General features: G+C 71.6%; 19 protein-coding genes. 10 read left to right on the forward strand and 9 right to left on the reverse strand.

From position 1 onward, the window contains the following. The first annotated feature begins 162 nt into the window (after nt 1-162). Together EV190_RS02935 and EV190_RS02940 are read left to right on the forward strand one after the other, a co-directional pair. Nucleotides 163-684, forward strand: a complete 522-nt coding sequence (locus tag EV190_RS02935; protein ID WP_133739816.1) for a hypothetical protein — start codon at nt 163-165, stop codon at nt 682-684. Between the two features lie 117 nt (nt 685-801). Then, on the forward strand, nt 802-2625 hold the full coding sequence (locus tag EV190_RS02940) for an acyl-CoA dehydrogenase (RefSeq protein WP_133739817.1): 1824 nt from the start codon (nt 802-804) through the stop codon (nt 2623-2625). Nucleotides 2626-2692: 67 nt separating this feature from the next. Here the strand turns inward: EV190_RS02940 and EV190_RS02945 are convergent, their stop codons facing one another. Further along, nucleotides 2693-4003 carry an MFS transporter gene (locus EV190_RS02945; protein ID WP_133739818.1) on the reverse strand — a complete coding sequence of 437 codons (1311 nt, stop codon included), beginning with the start codon at nt 4001-4003 and terminating at the stop codon, nt 2693-2695. Next, nucleotides 4000-4644 (reverse strand): GntR family transcriptional regulator, encoded by a 645-nt coding sequence (locus EV190_RS02950; protein WP_133739819.1) that lies wholly within the window; start codon nt 4642-4644, stop codon nt 4000-4002. The genes EV190_RS02945 and EV190_RS02950 overlap by 4 nt, the downstream gene beginning before the upstream one ends. 510 nt (nt 4645-5154) lie before the next feature. Between EV190_RS02950 and EV190_RS02955 the strand changes: the two genes are divergently transcribed. Further along, complete coding sequence (locus EV190_RS02955) at nt 5155-5538, forward strand: hypothetical protein (RefSeq protein ID WP_394345484.1); 384 nt, start codon at nt 5155-5157, stop codon at nt 5536-5538. 407 nt (nt 5539-5945) lie between these two features. Here EV190_RS02955 and EV190_RS02960 read toward each other — a convergent pair whose 3' ends face one another. From EV190_RS02960 to EV190_RS02975, 4 genes are all read right to left on the reverse strand, one after another. After that, complete coding sequence (locus EV190_RS02960; RefSeq protein WP_133739820.1) at nt 5946-7325, reverse strand: dihydrolipoamide acetyltransferase family protein; 1380 nt, start codon at nt 7323-7325, stop codon at nt 5946-5948. Between the two features lie 16 nt (nt 7326-7341). After that, nucleotides 7342-8325, reverse strand: coding sequence for an alpha-ketoacid dehydrogenase subunit beta (locus EV190_RS02965; protein ID WP_133739821.1), 984 nt, complete (start codon nt 8323-8325; stop codon nt 7342-7344). Then, the gene (pdhA, locus tag EV190_RS02970; protein WP_133739822.1) at nt 8322-9434 is read right to left on the reverse strand and encodes a pyruvate dehydrogenase (acetyl-transferring) E1 component subunit alpha; all 1113 of its coding nucleotides are present in this window, start codon (nt 9432-9434) and stop codon (nt 8322-8324) included. Before pdhA ends, EV190_RS02965 begins: the two co-directional genes overlap by 4 nt. Nucleotides 9435-9855: 421 nt before the next feature. Beyond that, the gene (locus tag EV190_RS02975; RefSeq protein WP_133739823.1) at nt 9856-10461 is read right to left on the reverse strand and encodes a sigma-70 family RNA polymerase sigma factor; all 606 of its coding nucleotides are present in this window, start codon (nt 10459-10461) and stop codon (nt 9856-9858) included. Between the two features lie 365 nt (nt 10462-10826). On the opposite strand from EV190_RS02975, the gene purS reads away from it, so the two are divergent. The 5 genes from purS to purL all read left to right on the forward strand — a co-directional run bounded on the left by purS (nt 10827) and on the right by purL (nt 15324). After that, a complete protein-coding gene (gene purS / locus EV190_RS02980) occupies nt 10827-11069 on the forward strand; it encodes a phosphoribosylformylglycinamidine synthase subunit PurS (RefSeq protein ID WP_133739824.1) in 243 nt (80 codons plus the stop codon). A gap of 119 nt (nt 11070-11188) precedes the next feature. Further along, complete coding sequence (locus EV190_RS02985) at nt 11189-11635, forward strand: ATP-binding protein (RefSeq protein ID WP_133739825.1); 447 nt, start codon at nt 11189-11191, stop codon at nt 11633-11635. Nucleotides 11636-11761: 126 nt separating this feature from the next. Next, nucleotides 11762-12466 carry a phosphoribosylformylglycinamidine synthase subunit PurQ gene (gene purQ / locus EV190_RS02990; RefSeq protein ID WP_133739826.1) on the forward strand — a complete coding sequence of 235 codons (705 nt, stop codon included), beginning with the start codon at nt 11762-11764 and terminating at the stop codon, nt 12464-12466. A 2-nt stretch (nt 12467-12468) separates the two neighbouring features. Further along, entirely contained in the window at nt 12469-12981 is a 513-nt protein-coding gene (locus EV190_RS02995; RefSeq protein WP_243742299.1) for a hypothetical protein, read from the forward strand. Nucleotides 12982-13023: 42 nt separating this feature from the next. Further along, complete coding sequence (gene purL / locus EV190_RS03000; RefSeq protein WP_133739827.1) at nt 13024-15324, forward strand: phosphoribosylformylglycinamidine synthase subunit PurL; 2301 nt, start codon at nt 13024-13026, stop codon at nt 15322-15324. Between the two features lie 224 nt (nt 15325-15548). Here the strand turns inward: purL and EV190_RS03005 are convergent, their stop codons facing one another. After that, nucleotides 15549-15734, reverse strand: coding sequence for a hypothetical protein (locus EV190_RS03005; protein ID WP_243742300.1), 186 nt, complete (start codon nt 15732-15734; stop codon nt 15549-15551). A 234-nt stretch (nt 15735-15968) separates the two neighbouring features. Here EV190_RS03005 and EV190_RS03010 point away from each other — a divergent pair, with 234 nt between their 5' ends. Together EV190_RS03010 and EV190_RS03015 are read left to right on the forward strand one after the other, a co-directional pair. Continuing rightward, nucleotides 15969-17075 (forward strand): baeRF2 domain-containing protein, encoded by a 1107-nt coding sequence (locus EV190_RS03010; RefSeq protein ID WP_133739828.1) that lies wholly within the window; start codon nt 15969-15971, stop codon nt 17073-17075. Between the two features lie 22 nt (nt 17076-17097). Next, nucleotides 17098-17331 (forward strand): hypothetical protein, encoded by a 234-nt coding sequence (locus tag EV190_RS03015; RefSeq protein ID WP_133739829.1) that lies wholly within the window; start codon nt 17098-17100, stop codon nt 17329-17331. 16 nt (nt 17332-17347) lie between these two features. On the opposite strand, the gene EV190_RS03020 is transcribed toward EV190_RS03015, so the two are convergent. Together EV190_RS03020 and EV190_RS03025 are read right to left on the reverse strand one after the other, a co-directional pair. After that, complete coding sequence (locus EV190_RS03020; protein WP_243742301.1) at nt 17348-18316, reverse strand: ABC transporter substrate-binding protein; 969 nt, start codon at nt 18314-18316, stop codon at nt 17348-17350. A gap of 53 nt (nt 18317-18369) precedes the next feature. Next, complete coding sequence (locus EV190_RS03025; RefSeq protein ID WP_133739830.1) at nt 18370-20298, reverse strand: ABC transporter permease; 1929 nt, start codon at nt 20296-20298, stop codon at nt 18370-18372. Nucleotides 20299-20301: the final 3 nt, after the last annotated feature.

The raw sequence follows: 20301 nt of genomic DNA on the forward strand, positions 1-20301 counted from the left end.
GCGTCCCCCACGGCATCGCGCGCGGACTGGCGCGGATGCGGCCGGCGGAGGAGTGACGAACGTCTCCCCGCCGCTTCGCTCCCACCCCTTCCGGGCATGTCGGAGGCAATACCCGAAACTCGGGAGAATAGTGCTTCCAGCACTTCACACGGAGGCCAGAGGATGCGTGTCGGGTACCCGCCGGGCCGGGGCGACGACGCGCCCCGGCGGCACCACCACGACTTCACCAACGTCGTACTGCGCGCGATCACCTTCCAGCTCGGCCACCGGTTCTTCACCCTGGCCCGCGAGGGCCTGCTGGCCGACGGACTGCACGGGGCCTGGCAGCGGGCGGGGGCCGGGATCCCCGAAGGGCAGCGCCTGCCCTCCACCGGACTGACCACGGTCTTCACCCGCCGCGGATCACTGGAGGCCGCCGTGGTCGTACTCCCCCAGCCGCTGCGCGCGGGCGAGGCCTACCTGGTGTGCGGAACCCGGACGGACGACCCGTTCCTCGGACCGGGCGACCCGGACTTCTTCCTGCTGGAGGCGGACCACCAGGCACGCGGCCGGCGCACCGAGCGCCGGACCCGGCTGGCCCGGTGGACCAGGGACGGACGCCGGCTCGACCTCGGCGAGGGGCCCCTGCCCGAGGTGGGCGCGCTGCTGGACGCGATCGCGCGGGTGATGGCCATCGGGTCATAGAGGCGTCACCCGCCCCCTACTGGCACAGCACTACTACTGGGTAGTAACATCGGTTTGTTACCAGTCAGTAGATCGGCTGTGCACACGCAGCGGCCATGACACAGCGGAGCGCGGGCCATGACGCATTACAAGAGCAACCTTCGCGACCTCGAGTTCAACCTGTTCGAGGTCTTCAAGCGCCAGGACGTGCTGGGAACCGGCCCGTTCGAGGAACTCGACGAGGACACCGCCCGCACCATCCTGGACGAGGTCAACCGGCTCGCCACCGGGGTCGTGGCCGAGTCCTTCGAGGACGCCGACCGCAACCCCCCGGTGTTCGACCCCCGGACCAACACGGTGCGGATGCCCGAGAGCTTCAAGCGGTCCTACCAGGCCTACATGGACGCCGAGTGGTTCCGCCTGGACCTGCCCGCCCAGCTGGGCGGCAGTGAGGCCCCCCGCTCCCTCGTGTGGGCCGCGGCCGAGCTGATCCTGGGCGCCAACCCCGCCGTGCACATGTACTCCGCCGGGCCCGGCTTCGCCAGCATCCTCTGGAAAGAGGGCAACGAGGCGCAGAAGAAGTTCGCCAAGACGGCGATCGAGCGCGGCTGGGGCGCCACCATGGTCCTGACCGAGCCCGACGCGGGCTCGGACGTGGGCGCCGGGCGCACCAAGGCGGTCCAGCAGGACGACGGCACCTGGCACATCGAGGGCGTCAAGCGCTTCATCACCTCGGCCGAGCACGACATGTCCGAGAACATCTACCACCTCGTGCTGGCCCGCCCCGAGGGCCACGGCCCCGGCACCAAGGGCCTCTCCCTCTTCCTCGTGCCCAAGTACCTGGTCAACGAGGACGGGACGCTGGGCGAGCGCAACGGCGCCTACGTGACCAACGTCGAGCACAAGATGGGCCTGAAGGCCTCCACCACCTGCGAGCTGACCTTCGGCGACAAGCACCCCGCCGTCGGCTACCTGGTCGGCGACAAGCACGACGGCATCCGGCAGATGTTCCTCGTCATCGAGTACGCCCGCATGATGGTCGGCACGAAGGCCATCGCCACCCTGTCCACCGGCTACCTCAACGCGCTGGAGTACGCCAAGGAGCGCGTGCAGAGCGCCGACCTGACCCGGCAGTCCGACAAGAGCGCGCCGCGGGTGACCATCACCCACCACCCCGACGTGCGCCGCAGCCTCATGACGCAGAAGGCCTACGCCGAGGCGCTGCGCGCGCTGGTCGTCTACACCGCCACCCAGCAGGACGCGATCCAGATCGCCCAGGCCGCGGGCGAGGACGCCTCCGCCGCCTCGGCCCTGAACGACCTGCTGCTGCCGCTGGTCAAGGGCGTGGGCTCGGAGCGCTCCTACGCGCTGCTGTCCGAGTCCCTGCAGACCCTGGGCGGTTCGGGCTACCTGCAGGAGTACCCGATCGAGCAGTACATCCGGGACGCCAAGATCGACACCCTCTACGAGGGCACCACCGCGATCCAGGGCATGGACCTGTTCTTCCGCAAGATCGTGAAGAACGGCGGCCAGGCGCTGGGCGCGCTGATGGGAGAGATCCAGGCGTTCGCCTCCGGCGAGGCGGGCAACGGGCAGCTCAAGAACGAGCGCGCCCTGCTCGCCGAGGCCGCGGCCGACGTCCAGGCGATCGTGGAGAGCATGGTCGGCGATGCGATGCGCTCCGTCGAGGAGCCCCGCGAGGTCTACAAGGTGGGTCTGAACAGCACCCGCCTGCTGCTGGGCCTGGGCGATGTCGTGCTGGGCTGGCTGCTGCTGCGCCAGGCCGAGGTGGCGCTGTCCCGCCTCGACGGCGCGAGCGAGTCCGACCGGGACTTCTACACCGGCAAGATCGCCGCCGCGCGCTTCTTCGCCGACCAGGTCCTGCCGCGCCTGGCCGTCGAGCGCAGGATCGCCGAGCGCACCACGCTCGACCTGATGGACGTTCCCGAGTCCGCGTTCTAGCGATGTTCTGGCGATGAGCGCCGGGGGCCGGATCCCTGAGCGGGGTCCGGCCCCCGGTGTCCCTGCGTCAGTCCCGCTTCGGATAACCCCGGAGCAGGAGCGTCAGGGTGGCCGCGGCCAGGAGCGAGACCGCCGTCATGGGCACGAAGGCGAGCTGGAAGGACGCGTCGGCGCCCTGGAGGTCCAGCAGGACCCCGGCGCCCACCACGCCGACCGTGATCGACGTGAAGCCGCTCATGTTGACCAGGCCCGAGGCGACACCGGTGCGGTGCGCGGGCATGCCGTCACGGGCGTAGTCGAAGGACACCGACGGGGCCAGGACCGCGCCGAAGGCGCTGGCCACGACCACCGCCCCGGTGACCTCCAGCGGGGGCAGCCCCCCGGGCCAGACCACCACGGCCAGCCAGGCCAGTGAGATCGTCCAGGACAGCGTGAGGCCCAGCGGCTTGCGCAGCCCCGGCCGGCTGCCGGTGAGCCGGGCCAGGAACGGCACCAGGCCCATCGGGACGACCGCCGCGCCGGTCAGCAGCAGGCCGGTCAGCCCCGGGGAGAGGCCGTAGCCCTGCTCCAGCAGCGGGTAGCCCCACAGGATGCCCAGGACGCCGAACGGCACCATGATGACCGCGTGCGCGGCCATGCCGACCTGCGGTCCGCGGGTGGACAGCGCCTCCCTGACGCTCTCCAGCACCGAGACGGGGGCGGCGTGCGCGGACTCGGCGTGGCCCCCGGGGTGGTCCCGGACCGCCAGCAGCACCAGGAGTCCGATCAGCACGCTGACCGCGCCCGCGCCCAGGAAGGACGCCTCCCAGCCGACCCCGCGCAGCAGCGCCGACAGCGGCGCGACGCTGACGATCTGCCCGATCCCCCCGGTGAGCCCGGTCAACGCGCTGACGAGGGCGTACTGGTGCCGGGGGAACCACAGGGCGCCGATCCGGATCACGTTGAGGAAGACCAGCGCGTCGCCCGCGCCGATGAGCACCCGGCCCGCCACGGCCGAGCGGATCTCCGGCGCGACGGCGAACAGGATCACGCCGACCGCCATGACACCCAGGCCGATCAGCAGCGACCTGCGCGGCCCCAGGCGGTCCGCGAGAACCCCTGAGGGCACCTGGAGGACCACGTAGACGGCCAGTTGCACCATGGGCAGCGCGGACAGCAGGGCCGGTCCGACGTCGAAGCGCTCCTGCGCCTGCAGGGCCGCCGCGCTCATGCCGTTGCGGTGGAACATCGCCAGGAAGTAGACGGCCGCGGCCACGCCCCACACAAGCCACGCGCGGGCGCCGCCCGGCGGATCGGCCGCATCGCGCGCCGCCACGTTGGTCCGGTCATCGGACCTTCTCCGACCCGCCGAAGCGTCCCGTCTCGCGTCGATACTCATCGCTTCGCCCCCAATAGCTCCGCGGCGTGGTCCATATGGGCGTGCACCGCCCTTTCGGCCGCCGCGGGGTCTGCGTCCCGGATCGCGGTCAGGATCGCGGTGTGTTCCTCGATGTTGCGCAGCATTCGGTCGGTCCCCCGCATTCCGGCCCTCATCATCCGCAGCTGGCGGTCGCGCAGGGAGTCGTACAGGCCGGTGAGGATGGCGTTGCCGCCCGCGGCGACGACCAGCCGGTGGAAGTCCCGGTCCGCGTGGACGAACTCCTGGCTGCCGGGCTCCAGGCGGGCCCGCATCTCGGCCAGCCGCGCGGTGAGCGCTTCGACCAGCGCGGCGCGCGCCCGGGTGTCCGCCCCGGCCGCCACCCGGGCGGTGAAGCCCTCGATGAGGCGCCGGGTCTCGATCACGTCGTCGATCTCCTGCTGCGACACCGGCACGATGAGCGCCCCTCGCTTGGGGTAGAGCCGGACGAGGCCCTCGACCTCCAACCGGAGCAGCGCCTCGCGCACGGGCGTTCGGGACACGCCCACGTCCGCCGCGATGTCGCCCTCGCTGACGAGCTCGCCGCCGGGGTACCGCCCGCCGAGGATGGCCTGCTTCGCGTGGGCGTACGCCCGGTCCGCCGCCGAGATCTTTGTATGCATGTTGTATCTATGCTAGCTCCGGACCCCGGCCCCTCCCACCGCCCACGGCCCGCGCACCGAGGCGCAGAACACACGCGGACGGCGTTTGCGCGGCGAACCCGCCGGATGCGGCGCACGGACCCCCTACTACACAAGGAGGACCGAAAGCGGCGACTCCAGGGCGGACGGCCGGGGACTTTTCCGCCCGCCTCGGGCGCACGGACGCCTCAGAGCCGCGCCAAACAGGCAATGACCAGGCAAAACGTTCTCCATATCGTGATTTCGGGATGATCACGATGTGAGATGGCATACATTTCCCGGACTCGCCTACCCGCAGCGGTTTCCTGCTAACATCCGGACGCGAGGATAACTACGAGGTAACGGTGAACCCTGACCCTCGCAAAGATTGAGGATTCTCCGACCGCCTCGTCCGGCGGTCCGGGCGGTCGCAGCCGGCGGCTCCCGAACGATGAATGGTGTGCTGCCGCGGCCACCGCGGAAGTACCCGAGCCACACCCGTCAGGAGACGTCTTGAGTCACCCGCGACTGAACAACCCCCGGTCCCACCGGGCGAAGTTGGCGGAAGCGGCCCGCGTGAAGCGCGCCCCCCGGCACGGCTTCCGCGCCGACCGCTCGGTCGAGGCCCTCTTCAGCGAACTGAACGCCCGCCAGGCCCGCCCCCTGTTCCAGGCGGGCTCCGCCGACGTCGCGATCGTCTCCACCCGCTGCGGGCTCAACGTCTGGTGCCGGGACGGCAAGTTCATCTGGAACGACGTCCTCGGCTCGACCATCACGCACCCCGCGAGCGACCCCTCGGGAGCCGCCGCCCTCATCAACCCGCTGCGCCCGCTCCACATCGCCGCTCCGGCCCCACGCCACGCCCCCCACCACTCCCTGCGCCTCAGCGCCGCCTAGGCGGTCTCCGGCGCGGGGGTGGTTCGGCGTGCCGGTGCTTCGGGTGGGTCGTTCGGCCTCACGCCACGCGGATCGCGAGGTCCCGGCGGGCGGCGACGGCGGGTGGAGGTCAGGGCCGCGCCCATGACGTCCGTCGCGTGAGGGTTCCGTTGACGGTCGTGGGCCTTCTGCCCTTCCCGGCCCCGAAACGGGCAGAAAGCCCACGACCGTCAACAAAACCACCGGTGCCCGAATTCACCCCCGCGCCGGAAACCCCATAGCGGGTTGACCCGACCCGCTGATCGTGGCCTTTCGGGGGTCTCGGAAGCGGTCGAGACCCCCGAAAGGCCACGATCAGCGGGAAACCAGGGGCCTGAGCACGTGAGGCGGCCCCCGGACCGGGGGCCGCCGGGTTCTCCGGCCGTCTCCTATCCCCAGGCCAGTGCCACCGTCTCGGGGTCCTCCAGCATCAGGCCGACGTCGCGCAGGACCTTGGAGCCCAGCTCCCCGTCGACCAGCCGGTGGTCGAAGGACAGCGACAGCGTCGTCACCTTGCGGATCTTCAGCCTGCCCTTGTGGACCCACGGCATGTCGCGGATCTGGCCGAAGGCCAGGATCGCGGCCTCGCCCGGGTTGAGGATGGGGGTGCCCGCGTCCACACCGAAGACGCCCACGTTGGTGATCGTGATGGTGCCGCCGCTCATGTCGGCCGGAGTGGTCCGCCCCGCCCTCGCCGTGTCGGTGAGGGCCTGCAGGGCCCTGGCCAGTTCCGGCAGCGGCAGGCGGTCGGCGTCCTTGATGTTCGGCACGACCAGGCCGCGCTCGGTGGCCGCCGCGATCCCCAGGTTCACGTACCGCTTGACCACGATCTCCTGCGCGTCCTCGTCCCAGGAGGCGTTGACCTCCGGGTGGCGGCGCACCGCCGTGACGAGGGCCCTGGCCACCAGCAGCAGCGGGGAGACCTTCACCCCCGCGAACTCCGGGCGCTCGCGGAGCTTTCGCACGGACTTCATCATCCTGGTGACGTCCACCTGCAGGAACTCCGTCACGTGCGGCGCGGTGAACGCGCTGTTCACCATCGCCGCCGCCGTGTGCCTGCGCACTCCCCTGATCGGGACGCGCTGCTCCCTGGCCGCCCGGTCCGCGACGTCCTCCGCCGGTCCCGGAGGCGTCCGGAGCGGGGCCTCGGGGACGGGCGCGGCGGCCGCGGCGGCGGCGTGCCGCTGCACGTCCTCGCGCGTGACGATCCCGCCGGGACCGCCGGCCGCCACCGCCGTCAGGTCGACGCCGAGGTCCTTGGCGAGCTTGCGCACCGGCGGCTTGGCCAGGACCACGACCCGCTCCGCGGGAGCGGGAGCGGCGGGTTCGACACGCGCCGGCCCGGACGGCTCCCGGGTCCCGGCCTCCGGGCCTCCGGGAGCCCGGCGCGCCCGGCGCCGGGTGGCGCCCGCCTTCACCCCGTAGCCCACCAGGACCGGTTCGCGCTTCTCCGGCTCCTCCCGCTCGGTCGGCACGGCGGCCGCGGGCTCGGCGGCGCCCTGCGGCGCGGCGTCCCCGCCCCCGGTGTCGACCGTGATGATCGGAGTGCCCACGTCCACCGTCGCCCCGGTCTCCACCAGGAGTTCGGTGACCGTGCCCGCGAACGGGCTGGGCAGCTCGACGGCGGCCTTGGCCGTCTCGATCTCGCAGATGACCTGGTTGACCTTCACCTCGTCGCCCGGCTTCACGCTCCAGGAGAGGATCTCGGCCTCGGTCAGCCCTTCCCCGACATCGGGGAGCCTGAACTGCTGCGTGCCCTGCTGAGTCATGTCCACCTGGCTCCCGTCAGAACGCGAACGCGCGGTCGATGCCGTCCAGGACCCGGTCCAGGTCCGGAAGGTAGTGGTCCTCCAGCCGCGACGGCGGGTACGGGGTGTCGAACCCGCCGACCCTGATGACCGGGGCCTCCAGGTGGTAGAAGCACTCCTCGGTGACGCGCGCGGCGATCTCGCCGCCCAGGCCGTGGCTGACCGGGGCCTCGTGCGCGATGACGAGGCGGCCGGTGCGCCGGACCGACGCGATGACGGTGTCGTAGTCCACCGGGGAGAGCGAACGCAGGTCGACGACCTCGATGGAGTGCTCGGTGTCGGCTTCGGCCGCCTGCAGCGCGGTCTTGACCATCGGCCCGTACGCCAGCAGGGTGGCGTCCGCGCCCTGCCGGGCCACGCGGGCCGCGCCCATGGGGGTGGCCGAGGCCGGGGCGCCGCCCGTCACGACGTCGGCCTTGTCCCAGTAGCGGCGCTTCGGCTCGAAGAAGACCACCGGGTCGTCGGAGGCCACGGCCTGCTGGATCATCCAGTAGGCGTCCTCGGGGTTGGCGACGGTGACCACCCGCAGCCCGGCGGTGTGCGCGAAGTACGCCTCGGGGGACTCGCTGTGGTGCTCGACCGCCCCGATGCCGCCGCCGTAGGGGATGCGGATGACGACGGGCAGCTTCACCGTGCCGCCCGAGCGCGCCCGCATCTTGGCGAGCTGGGTGAACGTCTGGTTGGTGGCCGGGAAGAAGAAGCCGTCGAACTGGATCTCGCAGACCGGCCGGTAGCCGCGCAGCGCCAGGCCGATCGCGGTGCCGATGATGCCGGACTCGGCCAGCGGGGTGTCGATCACCCGGTCGGAGCCGAAGTCCTTGTACAGGCCGTCGGTGATCCGGAAGACGCCGCCGAGCCTGCCGACGTCCTCGCCCATCACCAGGACCTTGGGGTCGTCCTCCATGGCCCGGCGCAGGCCCTCGTTGATGGCCTTGCCGAGGGTGAGTCTCGTCCCGCTCATCGGACAACCCCTTCCGCGCCCTCGAAAGAGGCCAGGTAGTCGGCGAACTCCGCGCGCTGCCGCTCCAGGTGGGTGTGCGGTTCGGCGTAGACCTCGTTGAAGATGTCCAGCGGGGCGGGGTCGGGCAGCGCGCGGCAGTCGCGGCGCACCCGCTCCCCCAGTTCCTCGGCCTCGGCGTCGACGGCCGCGAAGAAGGCGTCGTCGGCCAGGTCGTTCGCCGCGAGGTAGGACCAGACCCTGCTGATCGGGTCCTTGAGCTTCCACTCCTCGGTCTCCGCCGACGGCCGGTAGCGGCTGGGGTCGTCGGAGGTGGTGTGCGCGCCCATGCGGTAGGTGAACGCCTCGACGAGCGTGGGTCCCTGGCCCTCGCGCGCGTTCCGCAGGGCCTTGCGGGTGACCGCCAGGCACGCCAGCACGTCGTTGCCGTCCACCCGGACCCCGGGGAAGCCGAACCCGGCCGCCCGCCGGTAGATGGGCGCCCGGGACTGGCGTTCCAGCGGCTCGGAGATGGCCCACTGGTTGTTCTGGCAGAAGAAGACGATCGGCGCGTTGTTGACCGCCGCGAAGTTGAACGCCTCGTTGGTGTCGCCCTGGCTGGTGGCGCCGTCCCCGAAGTAGGTGATGACCGCGGTGCCGTCCTCGCCGACGGCGCCGTCGCGCTGGACGCCCATCGCGTACCCGGTGGCGTGCAGCGTCTGGCTGCCGATGACGATCGCGTAGAGGTGGAAGCCGTGCTCGGCGGGGTCCCAGCCCCCGTTGGTGACCCCCCGGAACATGCCGAGCAGCTGCTTGTGGTCGACCCCGCGGCACCAGGCCACGCCGTGGTCGCGGTAGGAGGGGAAGGCCATGTCGTTCGGCCGCAGCGCGCGGCCCGAACCGATCTGCGCGGCCTCCTGCCCCAGGAGCGAGGCCCACAGGCCCAGCTCCCCCTGGCGTTGCAGTGCGACCGCCTCGGCGTCGACGCGCCGTACCAGCACGAGGTCGCGGTACAGGCCGCGGACCTCCTCGGGAGTGATGTCGAGGGGGTAGTCGGGGTGCTGGACGAACTCCCCTTCGGGGGTCAGGAGCTGGATGAGTTCCGGCTCTTCGTGCGCGGTGCTGTCAGACACCTGTCGCTCCTCGGTCTCGGGGCCGATTGACGGGGTACCGGTGGTCGGCCGTCTGTCCGCCCACCAACCCGGGGTAACGGGTGCGAGTGGGCGGCCGTACCGCCATCGTGACAGATCTCACCGCACACGGCGCAAGACCCCGGCAACACCTTTTGTCGATCGGCCCATGATCCCGTAGAAGGGTGAAAACCCCAACTACCAGGACTTCCTAGCAGAAACAAGGACATCCGAATAAAAATTCGGCCGTCCTAGCGGAGTCCGGGCGCGGTGGAGGGCCGAGTCCCGTGGGAGCGGCGCACAAGGGAAGGGGGAGCGGTCGCTTCGTCACCGGGACCGCGAACAACGGTGACGGAAAGCGACGGTTCTGAGGCGTGTTCTCGATCGGGCCCGCCCGTGCCCGTCAGGAGGAGCGCGGTCCGGGTCAGGCCGGCTGGAGGCCGCGCTCCCTGGCGTAGTCCGCCAGGAGGACGCGCAGCTGCCGCCGCGCGCGGTGCAGCCGGGACATGACCGTGCCCAGCGGGGTGTCCATCCGCGCGGCGACCTCCTTGTAGGAGTAGCCCTCGATGTCGATCAGGTAGACGACGAGGCGGAAGTCCTCGGGAAGCTCGGCCAGCGCCGTGCGGACGGCGGAGTCGGGCAGGCGGTCGAGGACCTCCGACTCGGCCGAGCGCGACCCGGTGGACGCGTGCGTGTCCGCCGCGGCGAGCTGCCAGTCCTTGATCTCGTCCGTGGTCTCCTGGCGCGGCTCGCGCTGCTTCTTGCGGTAGCCGTTGATGAAGGTGTTGGTGAGGATCCGGTAGAGCCACGCCCGCAGGTTGGTCCCGGCCCGGAACTGGTGGAAGTTGGCGAAGGCCTTGGTGAAGGTCTCCTGGACGAGGTCCTCGGCGTCGGCCGAGTTCCGGGTCATCCGCAGGGCTGCGGGGTAGAGCTGGTCGGCGTACGGCGTGACGGCCTCGGCGAAGTCGGGGACCTCGGGGATCTCCGCACTACCGGTGTCCGTCGGGCGCTCGAGTTCGATGGTCGTCAAATCTCCCCCTAGGGACGACCGTGGATGCTGACACTTACTTAGACGCGATTCCGGGCGGTCCATGATGACCGGACCTGGGGTGATTAGCGTCATAGTTCCTATTCTCCGGTTCACCCAACGGTGAGAATCCGGTAAAGGATCCCTCTCGCGTTCCCTGCCCGCGAGGGGTTTCGTGTCACGGGCCGGTTCCGGCCACCGCGTCCACGCCGCCCCCACCAGGCGACTGCTTCTCGCTGTGTGGAGTTGTCCCCTGCCCGAGCGGGCGCGCTCCACACATCGGGCCGGGGCCGCGGCGGCCGGTTCGGCCGCCGGACCGGCCTTGCCGTACGCTTCTCAGTGCTCGCCAGATCAACCATGGAGGACCCGTGGCCCGCGTCATCGTCGACGTCATGCTCAAGCCCGAGATCCTGGACCCCCAGGGCCAGGCCATCGTGGGGGCCTGCGGTCGTCTCGGCTTCCCCGGTGTGACCCAGGTCCGCCAGGGCAAGCGCTTCGAGGTCGAGCTCGAGGGCGAGGCCGACGAGGCCAAGCTCGCCGAGGTCCGCAAGCTCGCCGAGACCCTGCTCGCCAACCCCGTCATCGAGGACTTCACCCTGCGCGTCGAGTAGCCCTGCCAGGGCCTGCCCGCGACCTCCACCCCATCCGGAAACCGTCCGAAACTCAGCGGTTTCACAGGAAAGACCCCGGGAACGTCTTCACTGTGCGAAACGCTGCGGGGACCGGGTCGATGGACGAGCGATTCTCGATCGCGTTGCCCCGGGCCGCGTACACCGTTCCCGTCATGCGCCAGTTCATGGGCGGCGCGCTGGAGGCCAACGGGGTCTGCGCCGAATGCCTTTCCGACATCCTGGTCGCGGTCACCGAAGCCTGCGCGAACGTCGTCGACCACGGCGACCCCGCGCCCGGCTACGAGGTTCTGGCCAGAGTGAGACACGGTTTCTGCACGTTGGAGATCGTGCACACCGGCCGTTACTTCAACCCCGCGGTCGTACCGCCCCGCCCCTCCCCGGACTCGGAGTCGGGGCGGGGCATCCTGCTGATGCGCGAACTCATGGACCGGGTGGTATTCGACACCGATCCGCGCGACCGGATCACCGTCTACCTGGCGAAGCGCCTGTGCGTGGCGCCGTCCCTGACCGACCCCCGCCTGACCACGATCCCGGTCCCCCGGTAGCGCCCCGTCCGGCCACGGGCAGATCCGCCGGGTGGGGGCACCGGGTAACCTCGTATGCGGCCGAGCTGTTCGGGACGCACTCGGCCCTGGCCTTGCTCCCGTCCACACCTTTCGGAGAGTGCCCATATGACTGCCCGCGTGGGCGTCGTCACCTTCCCCGGTTCCCTTGACGACAGGGACGCCGCGCGCGCGGTGCGCGTCGCAGGCGCCGAACCCGTCTCGCTCTGGCACGGCGACGCCGACCTCAAGGGCGTCGACGCGGTCGTCCTGCCAGGCGGGTTCTCCTACGGGGACTACCTGCGCTGCGGAGCCATCGCCCGCTTCGCCCCGATCATGACCGAGCTCGTGCCCGCCGCGCGCTCGGGACTCCTGCCGGTGCTGGGCATCTGCAACGGCTTCCAGATCCTGTGCGAGAGCCACCTCCTGCCCGGCGCGCTGACCCGCAACTCCTCCCGGCACTTCGTCTGCCGTGACCAGCTCCTGCGCGTGGAGGCCGCCGACACCGCCTGGACCGGCTCCTACTCCTCGGGCCAGGAGATCCTCATCCCGCTCAAGAGCGGTGAGGGCAGCTACGTGGCGGGCGGCGAGACGCTCGCCGAGCTGGAGCGCGAGGGCCGGGTCGTGGCCCGCTACGTGGACTCCTCGCCCAACGGCTCCCAGAACGACATCGCCGGGATCACCAACGAGCACCGCAACGTGGTGGGCCTCATGCCGCACCCCGAGCACGCGGTGGAGGCGCTGACCGGCCCCTCGGTGGACGGCCTCGGCTTCTTCACCTCGGTCCTGGCCCGCCTCGCCGACGGCGCGCCGCTGGCCGCCGCGACGGGCTGAGCGTGCCGCCCCGGGGGAACGGCTTCGCGCTGATGACGCTGCTGCGGTCCAGGACGGCGATGGTCGTCCTGGCGACCCTGGCCATCGTCGCCATGGTCTCGACCACGGCCGTCGGGCTGCTGAACTCCGCGCAGGCCCCCGGAGGCGTCGAGGGGGCCGCGCAGAAGCCCCCGGACGCTCCCGGCGTCGCGGCCCTGGGAGCCGCCCCCCAGGGCATGACGTACACCGACCTCGGCGAGCAGTGCGACCTGTCCGAGTGCTTCCGCCCGATCGCGGTGACCGCCGACGGCCTCGACTCCGAGGAGACGATCGACGCCGTCTACACGCACCTGATCGACGAGGGCTGGGGGCGGCTGCTGCCCGAGGGGCGGACCGACCCGGACGAGGTGCCGTTCTCCGAGTCCGCGCTCAGCGACGGCGCCGTCCTCGTCCAGGCCAGCGTCCAGCCGTACACCACGGACTCCACGGCCGGGCTGCTCCTGGCGCACACGGTGCCGCCGTCCCCGGCCTCCTAAGCCCTGATCCGCTCCAGCCTTCCCGAACGGAAAATGACCCGCATGTCTGAAGCATCCCGGTTCGACACGGTCGCCAAGGCCGAATCCACTCCGGACACCCCGCAGCCGTACGCCGAACTCGGCATGAAGGACGACGAGTACGCGCGGGTCCGCGAGATCCTGGGCCGCCGTCCCACCTCCGCCGAACTGGCCATCTACTCGGTCATGTGGAGCGAGCACTGCTCCTACAAGAGCTCCAAGACGCACCTGCGCCAGTTCGGCGAGAAGGCCCCCGAGAACGACGCCCTGCTGGTCGGCATGGGCGAGAACGCCGGCGTCGTGGACGTCGGCGACGGCTACGCGGTCACCTTCAAGATCGAGTCGCACAACCACCCCTCCTACGTGGAGCCGCACCAGGGCGCGGCCACCGGAGTGGGCGGCATCGTCCGCGACATCCTCACCATGGGCGCGCGCCCGATCGCGGTCATGGACGCCCTGCGCTTCGGCCCGGCCGACGCCCCCGACACCCGGCGGGTGCTGCCCGGCGTGGTGTCCGGAATCTCCTTCTACGGCAATTGCCTGGGGCTGCCCAACATCGGCGGCGAACTCGGCTTCGACTCGGGGTACTCGGGCAACCCGCTGGTCAACGCCTTGTGCGTGGGCGTGATGAAGCACGAGGACATCAAGCTCGCCCAGGCCCCCGGCCCCGGCAACCACGTCGTGCTGTTCGGGTCGACCACCGGCCCTGACGGCATCGGCGGCGCGTCCGTTCTGGCCAGCGCGACCTTCGACGACGAGAGCCACGCCAAGCGGCCCAGCGTCCAGGTCGGCGACCCGTTCATGGAGAAGCTGCTCATCGAGTGCAGCCTTGAGCTGTTCGCCCAGGACCTGGTGGTGGGCATCCAGGACCTGGGCGCGGCCGGGGTCTCGTGCGCGACCACCGAACTCGCGGCGGGCGGCACCGGCGGCATGCGCGTCGACCTGGACCGCGTCCCGCTGCGCGACCCTCGGCTGACGCCCGAGGAGATCCTGATGAGCGAGTCCCAGGAGCGGATGATGGCGATCGTCGAGCCCGCCAAGCTCGACGACTTCCTGGCCGTCTGCGCCAAGTGGGACATCCTGGCCAGCGTGATCGGCGAGGTCACCGACGTCACGGAGGAGGAGGCCCGGCGCGGCGGCCGCCTCGTCATGACCTGGCGCGGCGAGACGGTCGTGGACATGCCGCCGCGGACCGCCTCGGACGAGGGACCCGTCTACGAGCGCCCCTTCGCCCGCCCCGACGACCAGGACGTGCTCCTGGGCGACGACCCCGCCGCCCTGGCCCGCCCCGCGACCGACGCGGAGCTGCGCGAGCAGGTGCTGCGGGTGCTGTCCGCCCCCGGTGTCTGCGACCCTGGCTGGGTGACCAGCCAGTACGACCGGTACGTGCTGGGCAACACGGTGCTGGCCGTCCCGCACGACAGCGGCATGGTCCGGATCACCGACTCGAGCGACCGGGGCGTGGCCCTCGCCACCGACGGCAACGGTCGGTACACCCGCCTCGACCCGTACGCGGGCACCCAGCTGGCCTACGCCGAGGCGTACCGCAACGTCGCGACCACCGGCGCGCGCCCGCTCGCGGTGACCAACTGCCTCAACTTCGGCTCGCCCGAGGACCCCGCGGTGATGTGGCAGTTCGCCGAGTCCACCAAGGGCCTGGCCGACGCCTGCCAGGCGCTGGGGACCCCGGTGACCGGCGGGAACGTCAGCTTCTACAACCAGACCGGGTCGACCGCGATCAACCCGACCCCGGTGATCGGCGTGCTGGGCGTCATCGACGACGTGCACGACCGCCTGACCAGCGCGTTCAGCCACGACGACGCGGGAGCGACGATCTTCCTGCTCGGCGAAACCCGGGAGGAGCTGGGCGGTTCGGCGTGGGCCGACATCGTCCACGGCCACCTGGGCGGCCGCCCGCCGAAGGTGGACCTGGCGGCCGAGGCCGCGCTCGGCCGGGTACTGGCCGACAGCGCGGACCACGGCGTGCTCGCCTCGGCGCACGACCTGTCCGACGGCGGCCTGGCGGTCGCGCTCGCGGAGTCCTGCCTGCGCGGCGGCGTCGGCTGCGAGGTGGATCTGGGCTCTGACGCGTTCACCGCGCTGTTCAGCGAGTCCGCCGCGCGCGTGGTCGTGAGCGTGCGCCCCGACGCCGAGGCGGCCTTCGCCGAGCTGTGCGAGCGGCACGGCGTCCCGGTGGCGGCGATCGGCACCGTGGGTGGCACCGCCCTGTCCATGGCCCACTCCGGAGGCCGGATCGCCATCGACCTGACCGAGCTGCGCACCGCGTACGAGTCGACGCTGCCCGCCGTCTTCGGCGGCGAGTAGGAGACCGGCCCGGCCCCCGCCGAGTTGGGGCCGGGCCGGGTCTGTCCGCCCCTGGTCCGTGGTCACCGCCCAGGGGCGCGTCCTTTCCCCGACGGATGCCGGGGCGTGTCTCTCGATGTCTTCAGGGGGTGGGCCGCCCCACCGCGCGTGCTCGGGCGGCCGGTGCGGCGGGCTTCCCGTTCCGGAGAGGGGAGCGAGCCCGGGAGCGCCCCGGAGGGCGCGGCCTAGCCCTCGTCCTCCCTGCTCGCCCGGGGATCGGTGGCCGGGACCCCCTCGTCGTCGACCATGGGCTCCGGTTCGTGCTCCTCGTGGGCCCGGGTGGGGTGACCGCCCTTGATCACTCCGTCGACCTCGTGTTTCATCTGATCGTCGATCTTGGGACCGTGCTTGTCGCTGCCGCGCTGTATCACGACCGGCTCCTTTCCCCGAACCTGTTGAATCCAGCGCACTACCCCTCCCCCGGACCGGGAAACCCGCACGTCAAAGCGGATTCCGAACGCCGCCGGAAAGCCGGTCTAACCCCGTGGACAGGGGTTCCTTACCCCGCGCATGAGCCCGCTCGAGGACGGGCAGCGGGCCCGGACCAGGTGAACACACGAGTTCAGAGGGGGTGAGCGGGCGGCGGACGGCGCGGCCCGCGGAGCATGGATCTTGGACTTCTGCGACCGCTCTACAAGACGACCGCCCCGGTGGCCTCGGTCTCCCTGGACACCACCCTGGCCGTGGAGAACGCGCCCAGGGAGATCAAGCTGCGCTGGCGGGGGCTGCGCGAGCGGCTCGCCGGGGAGGGCGCCGACGAGGCGACTCTGCAGGCTCTGGACGACGCGGTCGGAGGAGCACCGGGCGTCCCCGGGCCCCAGGGCGAGGCGCTGTTCGCCTCGGAGGGCCGGATCCTCGCCGCGTACACGCTGTCCCGGCCGCCCCTGCGCGACCGCGCCTCCTGGCTTCCGGTCGTCGACCCGCTGGACCTGGTCGCCGACCGGAACCGCCAGCTCCCGTACGTGGTCGTCGCCGCGGACCGGGAGGGCGCCGACGTGGACGCCTACTCCGCGGACCGGCACGACCCCGTCTCCAAGCGGAGCTTCAGCGGCAGCACCCTGCACATCCAGAAGGTGCGCGTGGGGGGCTGGTCGCACAAGCACTACCAGCGCCGGTCGGAGGAATTGTGGGACGACAACGCCGCCGGGGTCGCCCAGGACGTCGAGGCGGCCGTGGCCGACGTGGGCGCCGAGCTGGTGTTCGTCGGCGGTGACGAGCGCGCCATCGGCAAGCTCCGCGACCACCTGGGCAAGTCCGTCCTGGACATCGTCGTCGAGCTGCCGACCGGCGGCCGCTCCGACCACGCCGCGCTGACGAGCCTGCGCGAGTCGGTGGACCGGGCCTTGGAGGTGGCGGTCGCCCAGTCGCACGCCCAGGTCCTGACCCGGTTCACGTCCGACCTGAAACGCGGCGGCGCGGTGGAGGGGGTGTCCATGACGGCCGAGGCACTGCGCCGCTCCCAGGTCGAGACGCTGCTGCTGACCACCGGCCGCAACGACGAGCCCCGGGTCTGGGCCTCCCCGACCGATCCGCTGGAGGTGTCGTCCGAGCGCCACCGGCTCACCGACCCCGACTCCGCCTTCGCGGGACCGGCGAGCGCGCTGCTGCTGCGCGCGGCCGTGCTGAGCGACGCGGGCTTCGCCGAACTGCCCGACGCGAGCAGGGCCGCGGAGGGAACGGGCGCGGTACTGCGCTTCACCGTGGCGGACTGACCGTGCGGAGGGTGGAGCGCGCATGCGACGCGGGCGGTTGAGAGGCCCCCTCGGCAGCCACGACCGACCGGCGAGCGCGCTGACGTTCCGGCTGGTACTGGCCGTCTTCGGGGCCGCCGTCCTCCTGGCCGGAGCGGTCCTGGCCGCCGTATGGGCACGCTCCGTCCCGCTGGCGGTCGTGCTGGCCGCCGGGTTCCTGGCGGCCTGCCTCAACATCTACCGGGTGAACCGCCGCCGCCGCTTCGAACGCCGCTGAGGTCCCCGTAGCCGTGTCAGGCCCGGTCCGTCTCGGGGATCCACGGGCGCCAGACGTCGGGGTTGTCCGCGACCCACCGGGCCGCGGCCTCGTCGCGGTCCAGGCCCTCGTCCGCGATGAGCCGGGCGACGGCGTTCTGGTCGGCGTTGGTCCACTCCCACGCGTCGACGAGCTCGTAGGCCGGTCCGCCCTCCTCCGCGAAGTCCTCGCGGTAGATCTTGTTCAGGTCGTACCTGGGGTAGTCGCAGCCGACATCCTCCAGGTCGGCGTCGCAGCCCTCGGTGTACTCGGGGAACTCCACCCTGACGAGGTCGAGTTCCTCGAACAGCCACTGCGGCTCGTAGAAGTAGAACAGCACCGGCTCCCCGTCCGCGTAGCGGTTGCGGACCTCGGTGATCTGCGCCGCCTCCGACCCCGCGTAGACGATCTGGAAGTCCAGGCCGAAGTGGTCGATCATGCCCTGGTCCTGGGTGACGAAGCCGGGTGCGCCGGACAGGAACTCGCCCTGGTCGCCGCTCTCGGGAGTGCGGAACAGGTCGGCGTGCTCCTTGAGCCCTTCGACGGTGTTGACGCCCGGGTACTCCTCGACCAGGTAGGCGGGCATGTACCAGCCGATGTGGCCGGTGTTGCCGTTGGGCCCGCCGTCGACGACGGTGCCGTTGCCCCCGGGGCCGTAGGTGTCCATCAGGTCCTGGTGGCCCCAGTTCTCCAGGATCACGTCGATCGCGCCCTGGTCGAGGGCCTGCCAGGAGGGCTGCTCGTCGAGTTGCACGAGCTGCGCCTGATAGCCCAGCTCCTCCTCCAGCAGGTACTGCACGACGGCGGCGCTGGCCTCGTACCCGACCCAGGCGTTCAGCGCTATGCGCACCGTGTCGGGATCGCGCAGGATCGAGGTGGTGCGCACCGCGCACGAGGTGGTCATGAGCAGCGCCATCAGCAGCGCGGCGGCCTTGGCCGCCCGCCCGGCGCCCGGGGTGGTGGACATCGGACCTCCTGTGCGGTCTGCGGGGTACCGGGGTGTCGCGGTCACGGAGCGCCTCACCCCGTCCTCCGGGCCGCGCTCTGGGTGAGCCGGTCCAGGAGCACACCGAGGCAGACGATGGCCAGCCCCGAGGTCAGGCCCAGGCCCAGCTGGTTCTGCGCGAGGCCGAAGACGACCCCGTACCCCAGCGCGCCCGCGCCGACCAGCGCGCCGATCACGACCATCGCCAGGACCATCATGATCCCCTGGTTGACGGCGAGCAGGATGGAGGAGCGGGCCAGCGGCAGCCGCACCTTGGTGAGCAGCTGCCAGGAGGTGGAGCCCAGCGAGGTGGTGGCCTCGACGGACTCGGGCGGAACGCCGCGGATACCGTCCTCGACGAGCCGGATGACCGGTGGCAGCGCGAAGACGACGGCGGCCGCCAGCGCCGGGACGCGGCCGATCCCGAACAGCGCGACGGCCGGGATCAGGTAGACGAACGGCGGAAGCGTCTGCATGGCGTCCAGGATCGGGCGCAGGATCCGGGAGAAGGTGTCGCCGCGCGCGGCCAGGACGCCCACGACGACGCCGAGAGCGACCGTGACCAGGGCCGCCACCAGGACCTGGGAGAGGGTGTCCATGCTGAGCCCCCACACTCCCAGCAGGCCGGTGCCCAGGAGGGACAGGCCGGCCACGAGCGCGGTCCGCCAGCCGCCCAGCACCAGGCCCAGGGCCGCGGCGGCCAGGAGCACCAGCCACCACGGCGAGTCGGTGAGAAGCGTGCGCAGGGGGTCGAGCACCCAGCCGAGGAGGAACTCCCCCACCGCGGCGGTGGCGTCACCGAACAGGTCCTGCACCGCGTCGTTGAACGCGTTGATCGGGCCCGCGGCGCTGAGGGTCCACTCCCTGGGCCAGTCCGCCACTCCGGCGAGCCGGGCGAGCACGGACGCGGCCACCGCCGCCAGCACCGCGGCGGCGGTCATCGCGAGGCGTGGTACCGGGGAGCCGCCGGAGGCGTACTCGCGGTTTCCCGCGGCCGCGGTCACCCGGTCCAGCGCGATCGCCATGAGCACGATCGCGAGTCCGGCCTCGAACGCCTGGCCCACGTTGACCTTGTTGAGCGCCTGGTAGATGGCGTCGCCGAGACCGCCCGCGCCGATCACCGAGGCGATGACCACCATGGACACCGCGAGCATGATGGTCTGGTTGACGCCCAGCATGATGGTGCGCCTGGCGAGCGGGAGCTGCACCTTGGTGAGCAGCTGCCAGGAGGTGGAGCCCAGCGAGGTGGTGGCCTCGACCGCGCCCTTGTCCACGTTGCGGATGGCCAGGGCGGTGATGCGCACCGCGGGCGGGAACGCGTAGACGGTGGTGGCCACCGCCGCCGCCGGGTTGCCGATGCCGAACAGCAGCAGCATCGGCATCAGGTACGCGAAGGCGGGCATGATCTGCAGGAAGTTCAGGACGGGGCGGATGGCGGCGTCGAAGCCCTCGTTGCGCCCGGCGAGGATGCCCAGCGGGATGCCGATGAGGAGCGCCAGCAGCACCGAGGTGATGATGAGCGCGAGCGTGGTCATCGCCTCGCTCCACAGCCCGGTCAGGCCGAACACCGCGAACGCGGCGAGCACGAGCGCCGCGGTCCGCGGCCCGGCGACGCGCCAGGCGGTGAAGGTGCCCAGGACCGTCACGCCCGGCCAGGTCAGCAGGGTCAGCACCTGGTTGACCAGGATGACCGCCGACCCCAGTCCCACCGACAGGTAGTTGAAGCCGTACAGGAACAACGGGCTGGTGTTCCGGTTGGCGACGACCCAGTCGTAGACGCGGTCGAAGAACGGGCCGATCTGGAACGGTTCGGGCAGGGCCGGGAAGGCGTGCTCGCCGCGCAGCACGGCGAACCCGGCGAGCAGGGCCGCGAGCACGAGCAGCGCCTGGGTCCAGCGGCTGGTCAGCCAGGTGGGCGGCCCGTCGGCGCGGATCGTCGGCGCGGCGCCGAACGCGGTGGACACGGC

It is taken from the genome of Actinorugispora endophytica (assembly GCF_004363075.1).
GTDB classification, from domain to species: domain Bacteria; phylum Actinomycetota; class Actinomycetes; order Streptosporangiales; family Streptosporangiaceae; genus Actinorugispora; species Actinorugispora endophytica.